Consider the following 23370-nt stretch of genomic DNA (forward strand, 5'->3'; position numbering starts at 1 on the left):
AGATGTCCGAACAGGACTGGCTGGTCGTCGTCAACGACGAGGACCAGTACTCGATCTGGGCCGCGGGCGGCCCCCTGCCCGCCGGCTGGCACGCGACCGGGTTCAGCGGCGAGCGGGAGGCCTGCCTCGCCCACATCGACGAGGTGTGGACCGACATGCGCCCGCGCAGCCTCAGGACGGCGCGATGACCGAACTCGACACCGGCGAGTGGGTCGCGGCGGCCTCCTTCGCGCAGGAACGCGTCTGGCTGGCCGCCCAGCTCGCGGGTGACCTGCCGGTCTACAACGTCGTCGACCGCATTCCGCTGAATCTCCCGCTCGACGCCGCCACGCTGACCGACGCCTTCGCCGAGGTCGTGCGGCGGCACGAGACGCTGCGCAGCCACTTCACCACCGTCGACGGCAACCTGATGCAGGTCGTCCACGACGAGGTGCCCGTCGAGCCCGAGCTGATCGACCTCTCGGACCTGCCCGAGGAGGCACGGCAGGAGCGCCTGCGCGAGCTGCTCGCCGCCTACGGCAGGCTCGACCTGCCGCTCGACCAGGCTCCCCTCTGGCGGGCCACGATGGTACGGCTGGCGCCGGAGGAGTGGTGGCTGGCGGTGGTCGCCCACCACACGGTCGTCGATGCCAGCTCCCAGCTGAACCTGGCCGCCGAGCTGCGCGAGCTGTGCGCGGCGGCCGTCGAGGACCGGCCCGCCGACCTGCCCGAGCTGCCCATCCAGTACGCCGACTTCGCCGCGTGGCAGCGCGACGCGCTCTCCGGCGAGGCGTTGGAGTCGGAGCTGGCCCACTGGCGGGAGCGGCTGGCAGACCTGCCGCCGGTGCACGCCCTGCCCACGGACCGGCCGCGCCCCACGGTGCCCAGCTTCCGCGGCGGCGAGGTGACCTTCCGCCTCGGCCCGGACGTGCTGGCGGCCGTCGAGGCCCTGGCCAGGCGGCACCGGGGCAGCACGCTCATGGTGCTGCTGGCCGCGCTGACCGCGCTGATGCACCGGCTGAGCGGCCAGCAGGACATCGTGGTCGGCGCGCTCGTGGCCGGCCGCGACCGGCCCGAGCTGGCGCCGCTGATCGGCATGTTCGTCAACAACGTCGTGCTGCGCAGCGACCTGTCCGGCGACCCGACCTTCGACGAGCTGGTGCTGCGCGAGCGGGACGTGGTGCTGGAGGCGTGGGAGCACCAGGAAGTCCCCTTCCACAAGGTCGTCGAGGCGGTCGCGCCGCGCCGCGACCCCGGCGTGCACCCCCTGTTCCAGGTCAGCCTCAACTACCTGCCCCAGTCGGGGGCGGCATTCGGCAACGGCACCTCGCGGCGCGACCTGTCGTTCGACCTGACCTCGGGCGAGTGCCGCCTGGAGTACAGCACCGACCTGTTCGACCACGCGACCGCCGAGAGCCTCGCCGAGCGTTACGTCGCGCTGCTGGCCGACGCCGTCGCCCGTCCAGGACACCGGATCTCGGAGCTGGAGCTGCTGCGCGAGGGCGAGCGCGAGTGGCTGGTCAAGGGGCTCAACGACACGGCCCTGCCGTACCCCGACCAAGCGACGCTGCACGGGCTGATCGAGGAGCAGGTGGCGCGCACCCCCGACGCTCCCGCGCTCACCTTCGAGGGCCGCACGATCAGCTACGCCGAGCTCAACGCCAAGGCCAACCGCATCGCGCACGGCCTGCGCCGGCGGGGCGTCGGCCCCGAGACTCTGGTCGGGGTCTGCGCCGAGCGCTCCTTCGAGCTCGTCGCCGCGATCCTCGGGGTGATGAAGTCGGGCGGCGCCTACGTGCCGCTCGACCCCGAGTACCCGGTGGACCGGCTGGCCTTCCTGGTCGAGGACGCGCAGGCGCCCGTGCTGCTGGCCCAGCGGCACCTGGTGGAGCTGCTGCCCGAGACCGAGGTGCTGCTGCTCGACGACGAGACGATCTGGGCGGGCGAGCCGTCCGACGACCCGGTCAGCGGCGTCACCCCCGGCAACATCGCCTACATGATCTATACCTCCGGCTCGACGGGCCGGCCGAAGGGCGTGCCGACCCCGCACCGCAGCGCGGTCAACCACATCGACGACATGCAGCGCCGCCACGGGCTCGGCCCCGGCGACACCATGCTGCAGAAGACGGTGATGAGCGCCGACGTGTCGATGCGCGAGTTCATCTGGCCGCTGCAGACCGGCGCCCGCATGGTGCTGGCCAGGCCGGGCGGCCACAAGGACGCCGCCTACCTGCGGGACCTGATCAACGGCGAACGCGTCACGATCACCAACTTCGTCCCGTCGATGCTGGCCGTCTTCCTGGAGGAGGACGTCTCCAGCTGCACCTCGCTGCGGGTGGTGACCAGCGGCGGCGAGGCGCTGCCCGCGCATGTGGGCGCCAGGTTCTCCCGCACGCTGCCGGACTGCAATCTGGTCAACATCTACGGGCCCACCGAGACCACCATGGACGTGACCTGGTGGCCCGTCACGGCCGAACGCCTGGAGGGCGAGACCATCGCCCCGCTGGGCGGCGGCATCCAGAACACCGCCCTCTACGTCCTGGACGCCGACCTGCGTCCTCAGCCCGCCGGAGTGCCGGGCGAGCTGTGCGTCGGCGGGGTGCAGGTCGCCCGCGGCTACCACCGCAGGCCCTCGCTGACCGCCCGCCAGTTCGTGCCCGACCCGTACGGCGCGCCGGGCGCCCGGCTGTACCGCACCGGCGACCTGGCCCGCTGGCGGCCCGACGGCACGCTGGAGTTCCTCGGCAGGACCGACGGCCAGATCAAGCTGCGCGGCCTGCGCATCGAACTCGGCGAGATCGAGTCGGCATTGCGCGACCAGCCGGGTGTGCGCGACGCCGTCGTGCTGGTGCGCGAGGACGTGCCGGGCGACAAGCGGCTGGTCGGCTATCTGGCCGTCACCGAGGAGCCGGACCTCGCCGAGCTGCGCGCCACGCTGCGCAAGCGGCTGCCCGACCACATGGTGCCCTCCGCGTTCGTCACCATGGAGCGCTTCCCGCAGACCACCAACGGCAAGCTGGACCGCAAGTCGCTGCCCGCCCCCGAGGGCCAGCGGCTGCTGTCGGCCGAGCTCGTCGCGCCCCGCACCGAGATCGAGCGCGACATCGCCGCCATCTGGACCGAGGTGCTCGGCATCGACGGCCTCGGCGTGGACGACGACTTCTTCGAGCTCGGCGGCCACTCGCTGCTGGCCACCCAGGTCGTGGCCAAACTGCGGAAGATCACTGCCACGACGGGGCGGCAGGTCAGCGTCATGGACCTGTTCCAGTCGCCCACGATCAGGCAGCTCGCGGCGATGGCGTCCGCCGAACCCGACGAGCAGCGGCCCGCCCGGCTGGTGCACGAGCTGACCAAGCCGCTGCCGCCGGGCGAGCGGAAGGTCTCCTACGTGTGCGTGCCGTACGGCGGGGGCAGCGCGGTCGTCTACCTGCCGCTGGCCGAATCGATGCCGTACGGGCACGCGCTCTACTCGGTGGCCATTCCCGGCCACGACGTGGGCCTGGACGAGGAGGCGCTGCCGTTCGACGAGCTGGCCGCGCGCTGCGCGGCCGAGGTGCTGAGCGACGTCGAGGGGCCGATCGTCCTGTACGGCCACTGCGGCGTCGGCGGGGCGCTGGTCATCGAGCTGGCCAGGCGGCTGGAGGCGGCAGGCCGGGAGGTGCGGGCCGTCTACACCGGCGGCGTCTTCCCCTCCGCGCAGCCGCCCGGACGGTTCAGCAGGTTCCTGACCTGGCTGGACAGCAAGTCGAGCAACCGGGCGCACGCCAACTGGCTGAAGTCGATGGGCGTCGACATGGACGAGTTCGACCCGGCCCAGGCCGACCGGATCGTGGCCAACATGCGCCACGACACCCGCAACGCGGGCGCCTACTTCACCCGGCTGCTGGAGGAGGGCGCGACGCCGCTGCGGGCGCCGATCATCTCGGTGGTCGGCGAGCGCGACCCGCTCACCGACTACCACCAGGAGCGCTTCAGGGAGTGGTCCTTCCTGACCGGCACCACCGCGCTGGTCGTGCTGGAGGAGGCGGGGCACTTCTTCGTCAAGCACCGCGCGGGCGAGCTGGCCCGCGTGCTCAGCCAGACGCACGTGGAGATCGCCAAGGACGAGGGACGTTCCCTCACCAGGTCGGCGCGGGGTGAGGAGGCGAGCTGGTGGCTGGAGGGCGTCGCCCACGCGGGCGTGCCCGGTGCAGGCGTGTCCGGTGCGGGCGCCTCCGGTGTGGAAGCCGCCCCCGGGATGGGCCGCTTCCTGGCCGTCACCGGCGGACAGCTCGTCTCCATGCTCGGCTCCGCGCTCACCCAGTGGGCCGTCCCCGTGTGGATCTACCTGCAGACCGGGTCGCTGCTGTGGTTCGGCCTGTTCGGCGTGGTCGCCTACGCCCCTGGCCTGATCGCAATGCCGCTGGCGGGCGCGCTGGCCGACCGGCACGACCGGCGGCGCATCCTGCTGCTGTCCAGCCTGGCCTCGGTCGCCTGCGAGGTGGCGATGGCCGCCTTGGTCTGGACCGGCAGCACCGAGATCGGCCCGATCCTCGCGCTGGTCGGTCTGCTCGGCATCGCCTCGGTCTTCCAGCGCGTCGCCTACACCGCGGCCATCCCGCAGCTGGCCCCCAAGCGCTACCTCGGCCACGCCAACGGCGCCGCGCAACTGGTGAACGGCACCGCGATGCTTGTCATGCCGCTGATCGCGGCGGGGATGCTGGCCGCGATCGGGCTCGGCGGCATCCTGGTGATCGACGTGGTCAGCTACACGCTGTCGATCGCGGTGCTGCTGGCCGTACGGTTCCCGGCCCTGATGGGCCGCCGCCGCAGGGAGCCGCTGCTCACCGAGATGGCCGAGGGCCTGCGCTACTCCTGGGGCACGAAGGGCTTCAGGGCCATGCTGATCTACTTCTCGGTGCTGAACCTGCTGCTGGCCGCTCCCCTGTTCCTGGTCTCGCCGCTGGTGCTGGGCTTCGGCACCACGGCCGACGTGGGCACGGTCGCCTTCGCGGAGGGCCTCGGCGCGGTTGCCGGCGGCCTGCTCATGTCGATGTGGGGCGGGCCCCGGCAGCGCAGGATGGTCAGGTTGATGACCTTCACCCTGCTCGTGGCCGCCTGCTGCTTCGTCACGGGGCTGCGGCCCAACGTGCTGCTCATCGCGTTCGGGATGCTCGGCATGGGGTTCGGGCTGGCGCTCAGCCAGGGCATCTACATGACGATCATCCAGGTGAAGGTGCCGCAGCGCTTCCACGGCCGGGTCATCTCCATCAACCAGGCCATCTCCTGGGCGGCCTTCCCGCTGGGCTTCGGCGTGCTGACGCCGCTGGCGGGAGCCGTACTCGAACCGCTCTTCACCGAGCACGGCGCGCTGGCCGGCAGCGTGGGGGCGGTCATCGGCACCGGACCGGGCCGCGGCCTGGCCTTCGCCTACCTCGTGTGCGGCCTCGGCCTGGCGCTGGCCGCCGCCGTCGGGCTGCGCACCAGGACGCTCGCCAGGCTCGACACGGACCTGCCCGACGCCCTGCCCGACGACCTGATCGGCATCCAGCTGCGCGAGCAGCGGCTGGCGGCCAGCGGAGCACGCAATGACTGACGGCCAGTTCGCCGCGGCGCACCGGGGCGGCGATCCCGAACACCGCCCGTGGTCGGCGCGGACCATCCACGAGCGCTTCCGGGAGGTGGCGGCCGCGCAGCCCGGCCGCCCGGCGGTCATCGGCGACGGCGAGAGCCTCACCTACGCCGAGCTGGCCGAGCGGGTGCGGGCCATCGCGGGCGCCGTACGCGGCCGGGCGCGGGTGGCCGTCCTGCTGGACCATGGGCCCGATACGCTGGCGGCCATTCTCGGCGCGTTGGCGGCGGGCGCGCTCTACGTCCCCCTCGATCCCCGCTATCCCCTGGTACGGCTGACGCGGATGGCCGAGCTCGCCGCGCCCGACGCGGTCCTGGTCACGCCCGCGCACGCCGCCATGGCGGAGCGGCTGGCCCCCGGGGTGCCGGTGGTCGACATCACCGCGCTGCCGCCGGGACCCGCCGACGTGACGGGTCCTTCCGACCCCGACGCCCCCGCCTACATCCTGTTCACCTCGGGGTCGACCGGGCGGCCGAAGGGCGTGGTACAGACCCACCGCAACGCGCTGTTCCAGGTGCGCACGCACACCGCGAACCTGCGCATCGGGCCGTCCGACCGGGTGAGCGTGCTGTCGTCGTTCAGCTTCGACATGGCGATGACGGACGGCTTCTCCGCGCTGCTCAACGGCGCCGCCTCGGTCCCCGTCGACCTGCGCGAACACGGCCTGGCGGAGCTGGGCGAGATGCTCGTCGACCGCGGGGTGACGATCTACCACTCCACGCCCACGGTCTACCGCTACCTGCTGGACTCGCTGCCGGGTGCGGCCCGGCTGGAGAGCGTCAGGGCGGTCGTGCTCGGCGGGGAGGAGGTGGTCCGGCATGACCTGGACAGGTTCGTCAGGCACTTCCCCGCCACGTCCGTGTTCGTCAACGGGTACGGCGCGACGGAGATCTCCTTCGCCGTCCAGAACCACCTGACCGTCGAGGACATCCTCGCGGGCACGGGGGTGGGCGCGGGTGTGGTCCCCATCGGCCTGCCGCTGGACGGGACGGAGGTGGAGCTGCGCCCGCACGGGTCTTCGGGTTCGGACCAGGCCGAAGGGGAGATCGTCGTGCGCAGCGCCTATCTGGCGTCCTACTGGCGCGCCGGGGTGAGCGACGATTCCCGGTTCGGGGTGGATCCCGACGGCACCCGCCACTACCGCACCGGCGACCTCGGCCGCCGCCTGCCCGACGGCCGCATCCGCTACCTCGGGCGCGCCGACCGCCAGGTGAAGATCCGCGGCCACCGGGTCGAGCTGGGCGAGGTCGAGGCGGCGCTGTCCGCGCTGCCCCAGGTCACCAGGGCCGCGGTCGTGGCCGGGCAGGCCCCCGCCGCCGTGGACGGCGCGCCGGGAGACAAGCGGATCGTCGCCTACGTGATCGGGGAACTGGCCGAACCCACCACGCTGCGCAAGGCGCTGGCCGACGTGCTGCCCGAGTTCATGCTGCCCAGCCTGATCGTCAGGATGGACGCCTTCCCGCTGACCCCGACCGGCAAGGTCGACACCGCCGCGCTCCCCGAACCGGCCGGACCCGACGCGAGCCCGCCGTCCGAGGGGCGCGGCGACCTGGCATCGGTCATCGCCGCGGCCTGGTGCGCCGTGCTGGGGGTGGCCGAGGTGGGCAGGGAGCAGAACTTCTTCGACGTCGGCGGCCACTCCCTCCTGATGGCCCAGGTGCAGCATCGACTGGAACTGTCGTTGGGCACGCGCCTGCCGCTCAGCACGCTGTACGCCTATCCGACCGTCGCCAGGCTCGCCGAGCACCTGACCGGCGGGGAGCGGCAGCCGTCCGCCCCCGAGCAGCGCGCCGCCCGCCGCCGCCAGGCCCGCACCAGACGCACGTCGGACGGCTAAAAGCGTTGGACAACGCCCGCGCCCATGACCATCGTGGGCGGCATGCAACAGGAGGAGATCTGGGGCGTCGATGCCGCCCTGCGCTATGACACGCCGGGCACCGGCATGTTCGCCGCCGAGGTCCTGGAGCCGACCGTGGACCGCCTGGCCGAGCTCGCGGGCGACGGGCAGGCGCTCGAGTTCGCCATCGGCACCGGCCGCGTGGCCGTACCGCTGGCCGCGCGAGGAGTGCCCGTGACCGGCATCGAGCTGTCGGTTCCGATGATCGACCAGCTACGGACGAAGGTCGACGAAGCGACGGTCCCCGTGGTCGTCGGCGACATGACGAGGGCCGTCGCTCCGGGGAAGTTCACGCTCGTCTACCTGGTCTACAACACGATCTCCAACCTGCTCACCCAGGCCGAGCAGGTCGCCTGCTTCCGCAACGCCGCCCGTCACCTCACTCCCGGCGGCCGGTTCGTGATCGAGCTCTGGGTGCCCGAGCTGCGCAAGCTGCCACCGGGTCAGCAGGCCACGGTCTGGCAGTGCGAGCCCGGCTACATCGGCCTGGACACCTACGACGTCCTGCGCCAGCACGTCGTGTCGCACCACTTCAGGTTCGACGAGAGCAGGCAGGCTCAGCTGTTCCGCAGCCCGCACCGCTACATCTGGCCGGCCGAGCTCGACCTCATGGCTCAGCTCGCCGGGTTCGAGCTGGAGAGCAGGCATGCCGACTGGGCCGGGGCCGACTTCACCGCCGAGTCGCGCTCCCACGTGTCCGTCTACCGCATCCCGCCGGACCGCTAGCCTCGCCCGAACCCGCCGCCGCCGGCCCTGATACGATCTTGACCCACTTGACCGGCGGGAGGCTGGGTGGCCGAGGTGTTGGCCCTGTTACCTGAGGAGCCCAGAGCTGTCGGGCCGTACCACCTGGAGGGTCGGCTCGGGGCGGGCGGGCAGGGCACCGTCTACGTGGGGCGGGGCGACGGCGACGCGCTCGTGGCGATCAAGCTGCTGCACCCGCACCTGATAGCCGATCACAAGGAGCAGCAGCGCTTCCTGCGCGAGGTGGAGACCGCGCAGCGGGTGGCGCCGTTCTGCACGGCCCAGGTGCTCGACTTCGGGTTCGTCGGCGACCGGCCGTACATCGTCAGCGAGTTCATCGACGGCCCCTCGCTGCAGACCGCCGTGCGCGACGGCGGGCCGCGCCGGGCCGCGGCTCTGCAGCGGCTGGCGGTCAACACCGCGACCGCCCTGGCGGCCATCCACGAGGCCGAGGTGGTGCACCGCGACTTCAAGCCCGGCAATGTGCTGCTCGGGCCCGACGGGCCGGTCGTCATCGACTTCGGCATCGCCAGGGCGCTGGATCTCAGCCAGTCGGTCGTCAGCAGCCAGCCCATCGGCAGCCCCGCCTACATGGCGCCCGAGCAGATCGCCGGCCGCGGCGTCGGGCCCGCGGTCGACGTGTTCGCCTGGGGCGCGACCATGGTCTATGCGGCCACCGGGCAGCGGGCCTTCGTCGGCGACTCCATCCCCGGCATCCTGCACCTGATCCTGCAGGGCGAGCCGGACCTCGGCGGGCTGCAGGGGGCGCTGCGGGCGCTGCTGGCCGAGTGCCTGGACAAGGACCCGGCCCGGCGGCCCACCGCCGCCCAGGTGCTCGAACGCCTGCGCGCCCTTCCCGCGCCCGCCTGGCTCGCCGTCCCTGGCGCGTCCGGGGTTTCGGGCGGGTCCGGGGTCCCGACCGCGCCCGGAGCCGCTGTGGGCGGCCCTGCTCAGCGAGCGGGCGGGCGGCGGCCCGGTGGCCTGATCATGGGTACGGCGGTCGCGGCCCTGCTCGCCACCGCGGTGACCGGCTACCTCGCCCTGGCGCCCATCGCTTCCGGCAGCCGAGCGGCGGGGGCATCCCCTGCGGTGTCGCAACCAGTGGCCATGCCGTCGTCCACTGTGCCGTCATCTGCGCCCCCGACCCCCGAGCTGCCGAGCGAGCCTTCCACCAGCGCGCCCGCGACGCCGACCGCAGCCGTCACGCCCGCTCCGCGGGCCGCCAGGCGGTCGCAGGCGGCCAAGGCGGTCTCCACCGCCGGCGCCAGCCCGAAGAGCAGGCCGAGCAAGCAGCCGACCGACAAAACCCTGGTCGAGCCCACCACCGCGCCGCGCACCAAGAAGCCGACCCGCAACCCCGAGCCCAGGCCGACACCGACCGAGGCCGCGCCGCCGCCCCCGAGCGACGACCCGCCCGCGCCCTCCCAGGGCACGATCACCTTCAACGACGTCCACGCGTACTGCAAGACGCAGGGCCAGAACATGGGCGGCGGCAACTGGGACAACCTGTGGTGCTTCGGCGGCGCGAAGATCACCCCGACGACCGTGTGCCAGTGGAAGTACCAGGGCCGCGACGCGGTCGCGGAGCGGCCCGTGTACGCGGCGGCACTCGAGGTGACCTGCCGGTTGTCATGACGTGCGCCGTCAGCCGCAGGTGACGCTGTAGGAGACGGGCGCGGAAACCGCCGTGTTGGGCGCGACGACCTGGAGGTAGCCGGTCACCTTCCCGTTGGTGGACGCGACGGCGCGCCAGTCCTTCCACTCCACGGTCCTGGTGAGCGGGCCGCCCTCGGGGAAGGCGATCTGCTGGGCCGGGCTGCTGGTGTTGTTGTCGAAGCGCCAGGCGTACTCGACCGGTGCGGTGGTCGGCGCGGACACGGTGATCGTCGCGGTGGCCTTCAGGTCGACGGGGCAGGCGCCCGTGTGGTTGGACGGGGTGATGGCGGGGTTCGTCACGGATGTCACCTTCCCGCCGGTGTTCGGCGCGGGCGGCTTCCCGTTGCAGGTCAGGGAGTACGCGCCCGGCTCGCCCTGCACCCTGGCGGGGCCGGTGACTTCCAGCCACACCTTGGCCGCGTGGCTCCTGGAGGTCATCCAGCTGTGCGTGGCACGCCGCGCTCCCGGCTCGGTGAACTGCAGCTTCTCCTCCTGCCAGTAGCCGCCATCGTCCCAGCGCCAGCGGTAGGTCACGGTCAGCGGGTAGGTGAGGCCCTTGGTGGCGGTGAGCGTCGCCGCGGCGGTGAGCTGGTAGGGGTTGGCGGTCGTGCAGGCGCCCGGCTCGCTGCTCCAGGTGGTGACGGCCGCCTTGGCGACGGTGACCTGTCCTGGTTCGTCGGCCTTGCAGGTGACCGACCAGGTGATCGGCGCCGACTCCTTCCAGCGGCCGTAGTCGTCGCCGGTGGCGACGGCGAAGGCGGTCGATCCCTTGGTGGTGCCGTTCTCGACCCAGTCTCTGGTGAAGGTCTTACTACCCGAGATCATCTCGGCGGTCGCCCACGTGCTGGAAGAGTTAGCTGTTAGTTGATTCCTCAGCGTTCGTCAGCTCTCTCCTGGGATCATCAGTGTGTGAAACTTTCCGAGTGGGCGCGGTGGAATGGTGTGCACGACCAGACCGCCTGGCAGTGGGCACGGGACGGCAAGATGCCCGTCCCGGTGGTCAAGACCGCGTTGGCCGGAGCGGTGCAGGACGCCGCGTGAGCCACAAGCAGGGCGTCCGATTCGAGCTCGCCCCCACCGACGAGCAGGCCGTCCTCATGGGCCGTCACTGCGGGCTGTCGCGGGTGGTGGAGAACTTCTGCCTGGAGATCGTGCGCAAGAAATGGGCGCAGCGCAAGGCCGAGGAGTCCTACAGCATCACCGGCGACGACCTGACCCCCGTGCCGTGGTCGGCCCCGGCACTGGAGAAGGAATGGCGCGCCGCCCATCCGGAGCTGTTCCCGTGGTTCGGCGAGAACAGGATGTCTTCCCGCGTCCCCAAGGAGGCCTGCCGGGTGCGGGCGGCAGGGTTCGCCAACTACCTCGCATCGAGGAAGGGCGAGCGCAAAGGCCCGCGCATGGGCTTTCCGAGGTGGCGCAAGCGTAAGCACGACTCCCGCTTCCGCTACGACGCCGACCGGGCCAAGCCACTCGACGCCCGCACCGTCCGGCTGCCCGCGATCGGGGACGTGGCGACCCGGGAGGACATGTCCTGGCTGGTCGACCGCCTGGCCCGAGGCGAGGCCCGGATACTCGGCGCCACCGTGCGGGAACAGGCCGGACGCTGGTGGATCTCCTTCCAGGTCGACGTGGACCGAGACGAGATCAACAAGCGCCACCAGGCCGACACCGACGCCCCGGAATGCGGGATCGACCTCGGGCTGAAGACGTTCGCAGTCATCAAGAACAGCGACGGCACCACCGAACAGATCGATGCACCGAAGCCGCTCAAGGCCGCGCTGCGGGCGCTGAAGCGGGCCAACCGCAAACTGGCTCGATCCGCCGAGGACTCGAAGAACAGGGCCAAGGCACGGCGCCGCGTCGCCGCCCTGCATCTTCGGGTGGCCGACCGGCGGCGTGACTTCCTGCATAAGACCACGACGAGGCTGACGAGAACCAAGTCGGCCATCGCGGTAGAAACCCTCAACGTGCGGGGGATGGTCAAGAACCGCAGGCTCGCTCGCGCGATTTCCGACGCCGGGTTCGGCGAGTTCGTCCGCCAACTCGGCTACAAGGCCGACTGGTACGGCTCGACCGTGTGGAAGGCCGACCGATGGTTCCCTTCCTCGAAGACGTGCGGGGACTGCGGCCGGATCAACCGGGGTCTGGTCCTGGCTGACCGGAGCTGGATGTGCCCCGGCTGCGGCGTGCTGCATGACCGAGACGAGAACGCCGCCGGCAACCTGCTGGACGCGATGCTCGCCGACCAGGCCGCTTGACATCGGACCCCTCGCCGGGAAGTTCCCCGGAGAGGTAAAACGCCTCGTGGAGACCGCGTAAGACCTCACTCTCCGGAGTGGGCCGCGGTCGATGAAGCAGGAAGAGTCTCAGTGCGAGAATCGCTGAGACTCACGCAACAGTACTTCCAGTAGTGCCATGGCTGGCTGGTGGACCGGCCACGCGATGTGACAGCACGAGCAGCCAACGAAGCTCCTTGCCAGGCGAAACGATCTCGACAATCGCCGTCCTGGCAGCAGCTTCGTTGCTGTGTCCGGCAACGATCCGGCCTGGTCCCCTATCGTGATCTCCCCTTTTGGTCGTCCAAGCGGCCCAGGCCGGGGTCGAAGGGGCTGGAAAGCCCCTGGGAAGAACAGTCCCGAACCCGAAACGCGCGCAGCGCGCCACCGAGAGGGGCCATGCCCTTCACTCTTAAGTTCCTGGCATTGCGGGCTGGTCGGCATGCGCGAACGGCTGGCGATGGTGCACGGCACCCTGCATGCCGGCCCCGAACCGGACGGCGGGTTCACGGTCCGCGCCCGCTTCCCGCTCCCCCGAACCTCGACACCACGGTAAAAACAACTGGTAGGAACAACGACATGACAATCTCGGTGGCGCTCGTCGACGACGAGGCGATGATCCGGGTCGGCCTGCGCATGGTGCTCAGCGGCGAGCCGGACATCGAGGTCGTCGGCGAGGCGTCCGACGGTGTCGAGGCGCTCGCCCTCGTCGCCCGCACCCGCCCCGACGTCGTCCTCATCGACGTGCGGATGCCGCGCATGGACGGCCTGGAGGCGTCGCGGCAGCTCGTCCGCGAGCACCCGGAGAGCAAGGTCATCGTGCTGACCACGTTCGACGAGGACGAGCACGTCGCGGCCGCCCTGCGCGCCGGGGTCAGCGGATTCCTGCTGAAGGTGGCCCCGCCGGAGCATCTGATCGAGGCGGTGCGGACGGTCGCGGCGGGCGGCGGCCTGCTGGACCCGGCGGTCACCCTGCGGGTGATCGCGGCGTTCGCCGGACAGCCGGATCCGGCCCGGGTGACGAGCCGGGCGGCCGAGCTGGAGTCGCTCACCAGCCGGGAGACCGACGTGCTGCGGCTGCTGGCGCAGGGACTGACGAACACCCAGATCGCCGCCCGGCTCTACCTGGGCGAGGCGACCGTCAAAACGCACCTGTCGCGGATCCTGATGAAGCTGAACGTGACCACGCGCGTCCAGGCGGTCGTCTTCGCCTACGAGAGCGGGCTCGTCCGCCCCGGAAGCGGTTGATCATTTGTCGGCCAGGTGCAGCCCGATGTGGCTGACCCGAGCCGGTCCTCTGGCCTGCCGTACGGTGAACCGGAGGGTTGCGGTGGTGACCGGTGCGGGCAGCAGGAGGATGCGTTTGGCGCCGACGGTGCCGCAGGCGGCCACCTGGTGCCAGCCGTCGTCGCCCCAGGCCTCCACGGTGAGCGATTCCACCAGTTGGCCGTGGCGCAGGTCTTCGGCCAGCACGATCCGGTCGAAGGTGACCGGCTGCGGCAGGTCGAGCATCAGCGGCCGGTCCCCCTCCCAGACCGGCAGGTCCGGGGCGAGGTTGGTGCCGTAGCTGCGCTCGATGCGGGCCGACCACTCCCGCAGCACCCCAACATCCGCCTCGGCCAGGCGGCCGCGCCGGTCCGGCGGGATGTTGAGCAGCAGGACGGCGCCGCGCCCGACCGACTCGTGGTAGATGTCCATCAGCTCGTCGACGCTCTTGGGCCGCTGGTCGTCGTGAAAGAACCAGCCGGGCCGGATGCTCACGTCCACCTCGGCGGGCCACCACTGCAGATAGTCGGCCGGTACGGCCAGCGCCGCCCGGCTGCCGAGGTCGGCGGCGTCATATCGGTCGGCCACCTCGACCCGCTCGCGCGCGACGGTGACCGGGACGACGTTCCACTCGTCCTCGCGGGCCAGGCCGCTCTCGTTGCCCACCCAGCGCACGTCGGGCCCGCACACCGCGATCGTCGCCTCGGGCGCCAGGTGCCTGATGAGCGCGTACCAGCTGTCGAAGTCGTAGTCCTCCGCCTGGCCTGCGGGGATGCGGCCCTGCGAGCCGTCGAACCACACCTCGGCGATCGGCCCGTACCCGGTCAGCACCTCGTGCAGCTGCCGCAGCATGTAGTGGCCGTAGTCGGTCGCGGGCAGGGTGAGCCCGCCCACCTCGCGCGGGAGGCGCGGGCTGCCGTTGGCGAAGGTCCCGGCGGCGAACGCGTGCTCGTCGGCGGGTGACAGATACACCCCCGCCTTCAGCCCGTGCGCCCGCATCGAGTCGGTGAAGTTCCGCAGCACGTCCCCCTTGCCGTCCCGCCAGGAGGAGGACGCCACGCTGTGCCCGGTGTGCGCCGAGGGGTAGAGGACGAACCCGTCGTGGTGCTTGACGGTCAGGATGGCCAGCGTGAACCCGGCCGCCTTCAGCTCCCGCGCCCACTGGTCGGTGTCGAGGTCCTGCGGATGGAACAGGTTGGGGTCCTCGTCGCCGTAGCCCCATTCCTGGCCGGTGAAGGTGTTGACGCCGAAGTGCAGGAACGCGGTGCGTTCGAGCCGGTGCCAGGCGAGCTGCCGCTCGGTCGGGCGGACCAGCGCGGCCATCTCAACCGGGTCGTCGCCGGGCCCGATCGGCACCCGCCACCCCGGCCGCGCCTGACCGCCCTCGCGTTGGTGACCGGTACGGCCCGGCACGTCGGGCTCGGGCTGATACGAACCGTCGAAGGCGGTCACCGTCACCCGGCGGAGCGTGCCGCGCAGTCCCCGGATGACGATGTCCGTGCCGTCGACGGCGATCCCTTCGGCCGCCGCCTCGCTGCCGTGCTCCCTGACGAGCAGCAACGCGCGCTCGGCCGTACCCGCCTCGGGCAGGAAGGCGGCACGTACGGCCACGCCCCGAGCCTCGGGCACCACGGGAAGGCGCACTCCCTGCTCAGGTCAACAGCAGGCCCTCGCCCGGCCGGATCGTCTCCAGGCCGGTGAGGCGGACGAGCGTGCCGCGTTCGCCGGTGGCCGGGGTGTATTCGGTGGCCGTGGTGAAGCTTCCGGCGAAGGCGATGTCGAGCAACAGCACAAGAGCTCCCTTCAGTGGCCGTTGACGTGGCGCAGCGCGGCCGTGACCTCGGCGGCATCACCATGCCAGCCATGGACGGCGATGGCGCACCGCTCGCCGGGCAACAGGGTGGTCAGTCCGGTGTCGGTGCCCGCCTGCGGGTCGAGCCGGTCGGCGTGCAGGTAGAGGTCGCGGATCAGGGTGTGCGCGGTGACGGTGACCTCGCTGCCGGTCTCGGTGGGGGCCACCCGCACGTCCATGCGCGGCCTGGGGTAGGCGAAGTCACGGTCGGGGCAGGCGAACCGCCAGGCCCGCAGACCCGCGGTCTCGGCGACCCAGAACTCGCGCGTCACGTCGGCGGCCTTGGTCACCTCGGCGGGCAGCTCCAGGGTCGCCACCGAACGGGGCGCCGCGTGGAAGGGCAGGTCCACCTCGGCCAGCACGGTGCCGTCCGTGTGGATCCGCCGGACGGTGACGGTGCCCCGCCATGGGTGGGCGGACTGGTTGACCACCGCGCTGACCAGGCCGTGGGCGCGTTCCTGCAGGGTGAGCAGGTGGTCGGCGTACAGGCGGCGCAGCTCGAAGTAGAGCGGCTTCCTGCGGGCGTCGCCGTCGATCGCCGACCACGAGATGACCGGCCAGCAGTCGTTCAGCTGCCAGAGGATCGTGCCCGCGCAGACGGGCCAGTGGGAGCGCCAGTGCTCGATCCCGGTGGCGATCGCGCGGGCCTGCACCACCTGTGTCAGGTGGTGCCAGTCGTCGAAGCTCGCGGGCTCGTCGAAGTGGCGGGCCAGGCCGCGGGCCAGCTTGCCCACCCCGTCCTCGGCCTTCTGGCGCTGGTCCAGCAGCGGCGTGCCGGTGGCCAGCGCCTCGTCAGGCAGCGCCCGCCTGAGCGTGGCCCAGGCGGGCGGCGCCTGCCAGCCGAACTCGGCCATGAAGCGCGGCACGTCGTTCAGGTAGTCGGCGTGGTCGGCCTCGTTCCACACCCGCCAGGAGTGGGTGGTGCCGTGGGCGGGGTCGTTGGGGTGATGCCGCCAGGAGCCGGACCACGGGCTGCCCGGCCAGTACGGGCGGGTCGGGTCGGTCTCGGCCACGATCCGCGGCAGCAGGCCCAGGTAGTAGCCCTCGCCCCAGGACGCGCCTGCCAGCCGCTCCTCCCAGCCCCAGTCCCTGAAGCCCCAGAGGTTCTCGTTGTTGCCGTTCCACAGCACCAGGCTGGGGTGGGGGCACAGCCGGGCCACGTTCTCGCGCGCCTCGGCGTCGACCTCACCGCGCAGCGGCTCCTCCTCGCTGTAGGCGCCGCAGGCGAACAGGAAGTCCTGCCACACCATCAGCCCGAGCTCGTCGCAGGCGTCGTAGAAGGCCTCGTCCTCGTAGATGCCGCCGCCCCACACCCTGATCAGATCGACGTTCGCCTCGACCGCCTGCCTCAGACGATGCCGGTAGCGTTCGGGCGTGATGCGGCTGGGGAAGACGTCGTCAGGGATCCAGTTGACCCCGCGCGCGAAGATCGGTTCGCCGTTGACCACGAGGGTGAAGCCGGTGCCGTGCTCGTCGGCGCTGGTGTCGAGCTCGACCGTGCGGAACCCGATCCTGCGGCTCCACCGGCCCAGCTCCGTCCCGCCGGAGAACAGGCCGACCTCGCAGTCGTAGAGGGGCTGGTCGCCGTAGCCGCGCGGCCACCACAGCTCCACGCCGGGCAGTTCCAGCACCACCACGCCGCTGCTCGCGCCGGGCTCGATCACCGTGCGGGCGCGCGCCTCGCCGACCCGCACGCGCACCTCCAGCGGCGCCTGCGCGCCCGCGGTGGTGCGTTCCACGTCGAGGCGCACCTCGACGCGGCCGGTCCCGTCGTCGACGGTGACCAGGGGGCGGACCCCGGCCAGGCGGGCGGTGTTCCACCGCTCCAGCCGTACCGGGCGCCAGATCCCGGCCGTGACCAGCGTGGGCCCCCAGTCCCAGCCGAAGCTGCACGCCATCTTCCGCACGAAGTTGAACGGCTCGCTGTAGGTCGTGGGCCGGTCCCCCACCTTGGCGCGTACGGCCTCGGCCTCGGTGTAGGCCGAGGTGAACCGTACCGACAGCGAGCCCGCCAGGCCGCTCACGTCGAACCGGTGGCTGCGGTGCATGTTGCGCGTCGCGCCCAGCACCCGATCGCCCACCCGGATCTCGGCCACCGTGTCCAGGCCGTCGAAGACGAGGTCGGTCCGCTCGTAGGAGTCGTCCAGCTCCGGCAGCCGCGTCTCGTACAGCCAGCCGGTCCGGCCCACCCAGGCGACCTTCAGCTCGTTGTCGTCCAGGAACGGGTCGGGCAGCAACCCCGCCGCCATCAGGTCGGTGTGCACGCACCCCGGCACCTGGGCGGCCACCGCCGTCCCGGCGGGCAGGGGGCTGGGCGAATCCGCCCGCACGGTCCAACCGTCAGCCAGCGGAATCAACAACGACACAATGTCTCCTCAATGGATCCTCTACGGATCTCTATGGATCAATGACAGAACGGGCGCCCGGCCAGCGCCCACTCCGGCCGCGCCTCGATGCCCAGCGCGAACAGCACGTGCGCGTGCACGTCGGCCTGCTCCAGCCGGGCCGGAGGTTCGCCGGGCACGCCGGGCCCCGCGGCGGCGATCCACGCGGTGCGCTCGGCCTCGCTGTCGCCGCCATGGCCGCCCACGACGTCCACGTGCCCGTGGTCGGTCACCACGATCACGGTCCACCGTTCGCGCTCGTAGCCGGGCCGCCGCCGGACGGCGGCCAGCACCCGGCCGATCAGCCGGTCGGAGTTCTCGATCGCGCGCGTGTAGGCGGGGGTGACGCCCTCCTCGTGCGCGACGACGTCCGGCAGGCCGAAGTACACGAACGCCGCCGCCACGTCCTCACTGTCCATCGCCTCGCTCGCCGCGTCGGCCACCATCTCGTCGGCCTGCTCCCAGGCCGCCCGGTCGGGCGGGTCCTGCCCGTACGGCAGGCTCCCGCCGCCGAGGAAGATCGGCCCGCCGTACGTCTCGTGGACCAGCTGGGGCCAGCAGGCCCACGCGTGGGCGGCCCGGCCGGGCAGGGCGGCACGGACGCGGGTCAGGAAGTCGGGATGGTCGGCGATCCGGTGGCCGGTCAGATCGTTGCCGAAGATCCGGTGCCGGTCGGCGAGCACGCCGGTGGCGATCGTCGCCCAGCCGGGGCCCGAGATGGTGGGGGCGGCGTCGTTGACCCGCAGCGGCGCGGCGAATCCCGCCGCCGCGACAGCGTCCACCGCCGGGGTGCGGGCGGCGCCCAGAGTGTCGTAGCGGACGCCGTCGACGCCGAAGACGATGACGTGGTCGGTGATCATGCCTTCACCGCCCCGGCGATGGCCTCGACGATGTAGCGCTGCGCGATGACGAACACCACCACGATCGGGGCGAGCGAGATGATGGCGCCCGCGCACAGCAGGGTCCAGTTCGTGGACGTCTGGTTGGTGAAGGCGTACAGGCCCACGCCGACCGTGCGCAGCTCCGGTCTGCCGAGGGTGAACACCAGCGGCAGGAAGAAGTTGTTCCACGAGCTGATGAACGTGAACAGGCCGAGCGTGGCGGCCATCGGCTTGGACAGCGGCAGCATCACCCGGAAGAACAGCGTGTTGAAGCCCGCGCCGTCGACTCTGGCCGCCTCCTCCAGCTCGCGGGGCATCGTGGTGAAGTAGGCCATGAACATGAACGTGCCGAACACCAGGCCGCCGCCGACCTGCACCAGGATGACCGACCACAGCGTGTTGAGCAGCCCGAGCGCCTTCACGATGTCGAAGACCGGGATGATGGTGTAGCCGGTGGGCAGCAGGAACGTGATCAGGATGACGCCGAGCAGCGCCTTCTTGCCGGGGAAGGTGGTCCTGGCCAGGGCGAAGCCGGCCATCGCGGTGAACAGCAGCGTGAAGGCCACGCTGGTCACCGAGATGATCAGCGAGTTGAGGAAGTAGGTGCCGAAGCTGGCCTGGTCCCACGCCTCGGCGTAGTTCTCCCATCGCGGGGTGGGCGGCACCAGACTCAGGCCGGTGTCCAGGAAGTCGAGCTTGGTCTTCAGCGAGCTGCCGACCGCCCACAGGAACGGGTAGACATAGGCGAACCCGAAGCCGAGCAGCACGATGTGGGTCATGGCACGGCGGGCGCCCGCCGTCTTCAACTGGTTCACTTGTGCTCCTTGCGGGCCCGCATCTTCTTGATCGCCAGCATCTGTCCCGCCGTGAGGGCCAGCAGGACCAGGCCGAAGAAGAACGAGGCGGCCGAGGCGAACCCGATGTTGGGCTCCGTCACGGTCCCCGTGCCGACCTGGCCGAACGCCTGGTGGTAGATGTAGGTGTTGACGACCTCGGAGGCGAAGAACGGCCCGCCGCCGGTCAGCACCATGATCAGGTCGAAGACCTGCAGGCTGCCGATGATCGCCAGGAACAGGATGACCAGGCCGACGTTGCGCAGGCCGGGAATGGTGACGTGGACGAGCTGGGCGAGGCGTCCCGCGCCGTCGAGCTGGGCGGCCTCGTACAGGTCCTTGGGGATCGTCTGCAGTCCGGCCAGGAAGTAGATGAGGTTGTAGCCGAGCGTGTTCCAGATGCCGATGGCGATGACCGTCCAGAGCACGGCGTCGGGGTCGCCGAGGAACTGCAGGGGCTGGTCGATGAGGCCGAGGGAGATGAGCGGCGCGCTGAGCGTGTCGCTGAAGTTGGCCAGCATCAGCTTCAGCACGATGCCGACGATCGCGATCGAGGTGACGGCGGGCAGGAAGTAGACCGCCCGGTAGAACGTGGAGCCGCGCAGCTTGGGGTTGTTCAGCACCAGCGCCAGGGCGAGCGCCAGGATGAGCTGCACCGGCACCAGGACGACCGTGTAGACGGCCGAGTTCTTGAAGGCGTTCCAGAAGAAGCCGTCCGTGATCACGTCACGGAAGTTGTCGAGTCCGACGAAGCTGGTCGGTTCCCCGATGCCGTCCCAGTCGTACAGCGTGTAGCCGAGCGAGGCGAAGATCGGGTAGATCGTGAACACCGCGGTGAGCACCACGAACGGCAGCAGGTAGGCGTAGGACCAGCGGTTGTCGCGGATGCGGCGCCACCGTGACGGCTCGTGGCGCGCGGTGGCGGCGGGGCCGGGCGTTCGCGCTGTGGTGAGCTGAGTGGTCGACATCGGGGAACCTCCCTTCGGTTGCTCAGGCCCCGAGATACTCGGGGATGTCCCACTTGTAGGGCTTGGTGAGGTCCCAGTCGGCGAAGACGTAGTCGTCCCTGCTGACCCTGTGGCCCTCCTTCTTCGCCTTGTCCAGGGCGTCCTCGAAGTTCTTCTCGAGGTTCTCCGACAGCTTGTCCAGTGCCGCCCGGATGTCCTTGACCTGGCCGGTGTAGATGCCGGTGCAGATGTCGTCGAAGCTGGGTTTGGCGGCCTCGGGGACGACGTGGATGGTCGCCGGGTTGCGCAGCGAGGGCTGCGGCCCGGGCAGGACCAGCTTCGACCCCGCGACGTACGACGCGAACGGCGCGAAGTCAATCTTGCTGGCGTCGTTGGCCTCCGGGTACACCGACAGGCCGCCCTTCAGCTCCTGCACGAAGCGTGCGGCCGCGTCCTTGCTGTACCACCACTTGAACCACTCCCACGCCGCATCGGGGTTCTTGGCCTTGGCGGAGATCGCCAGGTGGACCGAGCCGGCGCCGTGGTAGAAGAAGCTCTTCTGCTGCCCGTCGGGGCTGACCATCACGACGGTCGTGTAGTCGGTGAAGCCGAGATCGGTCCAGCCCGGCTGGTTCCAGACGCCGCCGACGGTCATGCCGAACTTGCCGCGGGCGAACTGCTGGCGAGCGATCTCGTCGTCGATGCTGAGCGAGTTGGGGAAGATGTAGCCGCGGTTCTTCCACTCCAGGAACAGCGTGAGGAAGTCGGTGTAGGCGCGCTCGGCGTACGCCGTGAACTTGCCGGTGCGCATGTCCATGCCGCCGGGGACACTCGACGCCATCTGGGTGGGGGTGCCGGAGCCGCCCAGGAAGAAGCCGATCCACCAGGGAATGATGGGGAAGGCGCTGTTGCCGAAGCCGAGCCCGTGGACGCTGCCGTTGCCCTTCTTGGTGATCTGCTCGGCGAACAGCGTGACGTCGTCCCAGGTCTTGGGGATCTTGACGGTGCCGTCGGCCTCGACCAGCCCGGCGTCCTTGAAGACCTGGTTGTTGATGTAGAGCTGCATGGACGGCCCGTTACCCTCGAAGGGCGCCGAGTAGATCTTGCCGTCGGCGGCGTTGACGCCCTCGACGAAGGAGTAGGCGGGGAAGGTCTTCTGCCAGTCCGGCGTGGCGTACTTGTCCAGCGGCAGCACCCATCCCTCCTTGATGTGCTCGTCCAGCCGGTCCTGCGCCACCATGAACACGTCGGGCATGTTGTCGCCGCGCGCGGCCAGGCCGAGCAGGTTCTCGAGGTTGCCGCTCGCCTGGAGGGTCCGGTTGACGGTGACGCCGGGATGGGCCGCCTGGAAGAGTTCGATCTCCTTCTTCACCCAGGGCTCCTGGGAGGCCCACTTGTCCCAGTGGGTGATGGCGGCCGACTTGCCGCCGTTCGCGGCCGGGCTGGCCGAGCCGCTGGGGCTGCCGGAGCCGCCGCCACAGGCAGACAGCGCCGCGAGGCCGCCGATGCCGGCGAGGCCGGACAGCAGTCCGCGCCTGGACAGGTTACGGGGTTCGGACATGGTCGTTCCTTACCGCTCGTGGGATTGGGGGGTGGGGGTTTAACGCGCCGATGGTGGGGGCGCGGTGGAGGCACGCACGATCAGCTGGGGTGAGAGGGACTCCGACCGGGCCCTGCGGCCGTCGATCTGGGCCAGCAGCACCTCGGCCGCCATGGCCCCGACCGACACCGGGTCCTGCCGGACGGTGGTCAGCGGCGGATGCAGATGCGCCGCCTCCGGGTTGTCGTCGAACCCGGTGACGGACAGGTCGCCGGGAATGTCCAGGCCCGCCTCGCGGGCCACCGACATGCCCGCGATGGCCATCAGGTCGCTGGCGTAGATGATCGCGGTCGGGTGGTGCTCCAGCAGCCGCCTGGTCGCGGCCGCGCCGCCGCCGCCGGTGAAGTGCCCGGGCTCATGCAGGACGGCGGATAGCCCGTGGGATCGCATGGACTGGCGCCAGGCGTCCAGGCGGGAGGCGGAGTGCCGGTAGGCGGGCGCCCCTTCGACGAACGCGATCTCGCGGTGGCCGAGCCGTACGAGATGGTCGACCGCGGCGGCGATCCCGTCGCCGTCACGGATGCCCACCACGGGCACGTGCCCGCAGTCGGTCCCGGCCGGGCCGACCGCCGCGGCGGGCAGTCCCAGCTCCCGCAGCAGCTCTGGCCGTTGGTCGTCGGCACGGATGTCGAGTAAGAAGGCTCCGTCGATGCGGCGTTCGCGCACCAGCCGCCGGTAGCTTTCCGCCTCCACCTCCGCGTCCTCGCCCACGACCTGCAGCAGCAGCACCGAGCCGCTGCCGGCCAGCACGCTTTCCACACCGCCGAGGAACCCGGCGAAGAACGGGTCCACGGCCAGGTGGCGGGTGTCGCGCGCCAGCACCAGGCCGACGGCGAAGGCCCGCGATCTGAGCATCGCCCTGGCGTGGATGCTCGGCCGCCAGTTGAGCTGTTCGGCGGCCTGCTTGATCCGCCGCCTGGTCTCATCGCTCACGCCCGGCTTGTCGTTGAGCGCGAGCGAAACGGCGCCCTTCGACACTCCGGCCAGCCGGGCGACATCGGCGATCGTCGGATGAGTGCCCGGGGTCTCCGGGTCTCTGTCTCCAGGCCAGCCCATGTCTGCTCCGCTCGTCGGTGACTGCTAAATGCATTTAGTAGTGCCACAGATCCGACCATGTCAAGCCTTATGGGTTTAACGGAGGACACCTGTTGACATCGTTGTCATCGCGGTCCTACGCTCGCGTTCCCAACCGACACGCCGGTGGAGGAGACGCCGGCTCAGCGGCCCGTCGGGTACGGCGTCGCCAGACTCCACAGCCTCATGGTCCCGTCGCTGCCCCCGCTGACCGCGATGGGAACGCCGCCGGTCGCATCGGCGGCGACGGCGCGGATGTCGTCGGCATGGCCCTTCAGCGCGGCGCCCGACCCGCCCACCAGCGGGCTACTTTCGTGACGGTCCGATGAGCGGGAGCTGGTTGACAGAAGTAATACGGTCGTACATATTG

18 protein-coding genes are annotated in these 23370 nt (G+C 71.0%); 8 read left to right on the top strand and 10 right to left on the bottom strand.

Annotated features, from left to right (window positions below; all coding sequences use genetic code 11):
- Positions 1–2 precede the first annotated feature (2 nt).
- From ACFXJ8_RS15740 to ACFXJ8_RS15760, 5 genes are all read left to right on the top strand, one after another.
- The gene (locus ACFXJ8_RS15740) at positions 3–188 is read left to right on the top strand and encodes an MbtH family protein (RefSeq protein WP_379644587.1); all 186 of its coding nucleotides are present in this window, start codon (positions 3–5) and stop codon (positions 186–188) included.
- Entirely contained in the window at positions 185–5554 is a 5370-nt protein-coding gene (locus ACFXJ8_RS15745) for an amino acid adenylation domain-containing protein (protein WP_379644588.1), read from the top strand. Before ACFXJ8_RS15740 ends, ACFXJ8_RS15745 begins: the two co-directional genes overlap by 4 nt.
- Positions 5547–7427 carry an AMP-binding protein gene (locus tag ACFXJ8_RS15750; RefSeq protein ID WP_379644589.1) on the top strand — a complete coding sequence of 627 codons (1881 nt, stop codon included), beginning with the start codon at positions 5547–5549 and terminating at the stop codon, positions 7425–7427. Before ACFXJ8_RS15745 ends, ACFXJ8_RS15750 begins: the two co-directional genes overlap by 8 nt.
- A 24-nt stretch (positions 7428–7451) precedes the next feature.
- The gene (locus ACFXJ8_RS15755; protein ID WP_379644590.1) at positions 7452–8213 is read left to right on the top strand and encodes a class I SAM-dependent DNA methyltransferase; all 762 of its coding nucleotides are present in this window, start codon (positions 7452–7454) and stop codon (positions 8211–8213) included.
- Positions 8214–8279: 66 nt separating this feature from the next.
- A complete protein-coding gene (locus tag ACFXJ8_RS15760; protein WP_379644591.1) occupies positions 8280–9866 on the top strand; it encodes a serine/threonine protein kinase in 1587 nt (528 codons plus the stop codon).
- A gap of 9 nt (positions 9867–9875) precedes the next feature.
- On the opposite strand, the gene ACFXJ8_RS15765 is transcribed toward ACFXJ8_RS15760, so the two are convergent.
- Positions 9876–10712, bottom strand: coding sequence for a hypothetical protein (locus ACFXJ8_RS15765; RefSeq protein WP_379644592.1), 837 nt, complete (start codon positions 10710–10712; stop codon positions 9876–9878).
- Between the two features lie 84 nt (positions 10713–10796).
- Between ACFXJ8_RS15765 and ACFXJ8_RS15770 the strand changes: the two genes are divergently transcribed.
- From ACFXJ8_RS15770 to ACFXJ8_RS15780, 3 genes are all read left to right on the top strand, one after another.
- Positions 10797–10928, top strand: a complete 132-nt coding sequence (locus ACFXJ8_RS15770; RefSeq protein ID WP_379644593.1) for a hypothetical protein — start codon at positions 10797–10799, stop codon at positions 10926–10928.
- Positions 10925–12145, top strand: coding sequence for an RNA-guided endonuclease TnpB family protein (locus ACFXJ8_RS15775; RefSeq protein WP_379644594.1), 1221 nt, complete (start codon positions 10925–10927; stop codon positions 12143–12145). The genes ACFXJ8_RS15770 and ACFXJ8_RS15775 overlap by 4 nt, the downstream gene beginning before the upstream one ends.
- 597 nt (positions 12146–12742) lie before the next feature.
- Positions 12743–13411, top strand: coding sequence for a response regulator (locus ACFXJ8_RS15780; protein ID WP_379644595.1), 669 nt, complete (start codon positions 12743–12745; stop codon positions 13409–13411).
- Here the strand turns inward: ACFXJ8_RS15780 and ACFXJ8_RS15785 are convergent, their stop codons facing one another.
- From ACFXJ8_RS15785 to ACFXJ8_RS15825, 9 genes are all read right to left on the bottom strand, one after another.
- Entirely contained in the window at positions 13412–15058 is a 1647-nt protein-coding gene (locus ACFXJ8_RS15785) for an alpha-L-fucosidase (protein ID WP_379644596.1), read from the bottom strand.
- Positions 15059–15080: 22 nt separating this feature from the next.
- Entirely contained in the window at positions 15081–15221 is a 141-nt protein-coding gene (locus tag ACFXJ8_RS15790; RefSeq protein WP_379644597.1) for a hypothetical protein, read from the bottom strand.
- A gap of 11 nt (positions 15222–15232) precedes the next feature.
- Positions 15233–17647 carry a glycoside hydrolase family 2 protein gene (locus ACFXJ8_RS15795; protein ID WP_379644598.1) on the bottom strand — a complete coding sequence of 805 codons (2415 nt, stop codon included), beginning with the start codon at positions 17645–17647 and terminating at the stop codon, positions 15233–15235.
- A 38-nt stretch (positions 17648–17685) separates the two neighbouring features.
- Positions 17686–18525: an alkaline phosphatase family protein gene (locus ACFXJ8_RS15800; RefSeq protein ID WP_379644599.1), complete on the bottom strand. Its 840-nt coding sequence runs from the start codon at positions 18523–18525 to the stop codon at positions 17686–17688.
- Positions 18522–19361 carry a carbohydrate ABC transporter permease gene (locus tag ACFXJ8_RS15805; protein WP_379644600.1) on the bottom strand — a complete coding sequence of 280 codons (840 nt, stop codon included), beginning with the start codon at positions 19359–19361 and terminating at the stop codon, positions 18522–18524. Before ACFXJ8_RS15805 ends, ACFXJ8_RS15800 begins: the two co-directional genes overlap by 4 nt.
- Positions 19358–20347, bottom strand: coding sequence for a carbohydrate ABC transporter permease (locus tag ACFXJ8_RS15810; RefSeq protein ID WP_379644601.1), 990 nt, complete (start codon positions 20345–20347; stop codon positions 19358–19360). The genes ACFXJ8_RS15805 and ACFXJ8_RS15810 overlap by 4 nt, the downstream gene beginning before the upstream one ends.
- 22 nt (positions 20348–20369) lie before the next feature.
- Positions 20370–21887: an ABC transporter substrate-binding protein gene (locus tag ACFXJ8_RS15815; RefSeq protein WP_379644602.1), complete on the bottom strand. Its 1518-nt coding sequence runs from the start codon at positions 21885–21887 to the stop codon at positions 20370–20372.
- A gap of 39 nt (positions 21888–21926) precedes the next feature.
- Positions 21927–22982, bottom strand: coding sequence for a LacI family DNA-binding transcriptional regulator (locus tag ACFXJ8_RS15820; RefSeq protein WP_379644603.1), 1056 nt, complete (start codon positions 22980–22982; stop codon positions 21927–21929).
- 161 nt (positions 22983–23143) lie between these two features.
- Positions 23144–23299, bottom strand: a complete 156-nt coding sequence (locus ACFXJ8_RS15825) for a hypothetical protein (RefSeq protein ID WP_379644604.1) — start codon at positions 23297–23299, stop codon at positions 23144–23146.
- Positions 23300–23370 lie beyond the last annotated feature (71 nt).

It is taken from the genome of Nonomuraea sp. NPDC059194 (assembly GCF_042754765.1).
In the GTDB taxonomy this organism is placed as follows: Bacteria; Actinomycetota; Actinomycetes; order Streptosporangiales; family Streptosporangiaceae; genus Nonomuraea.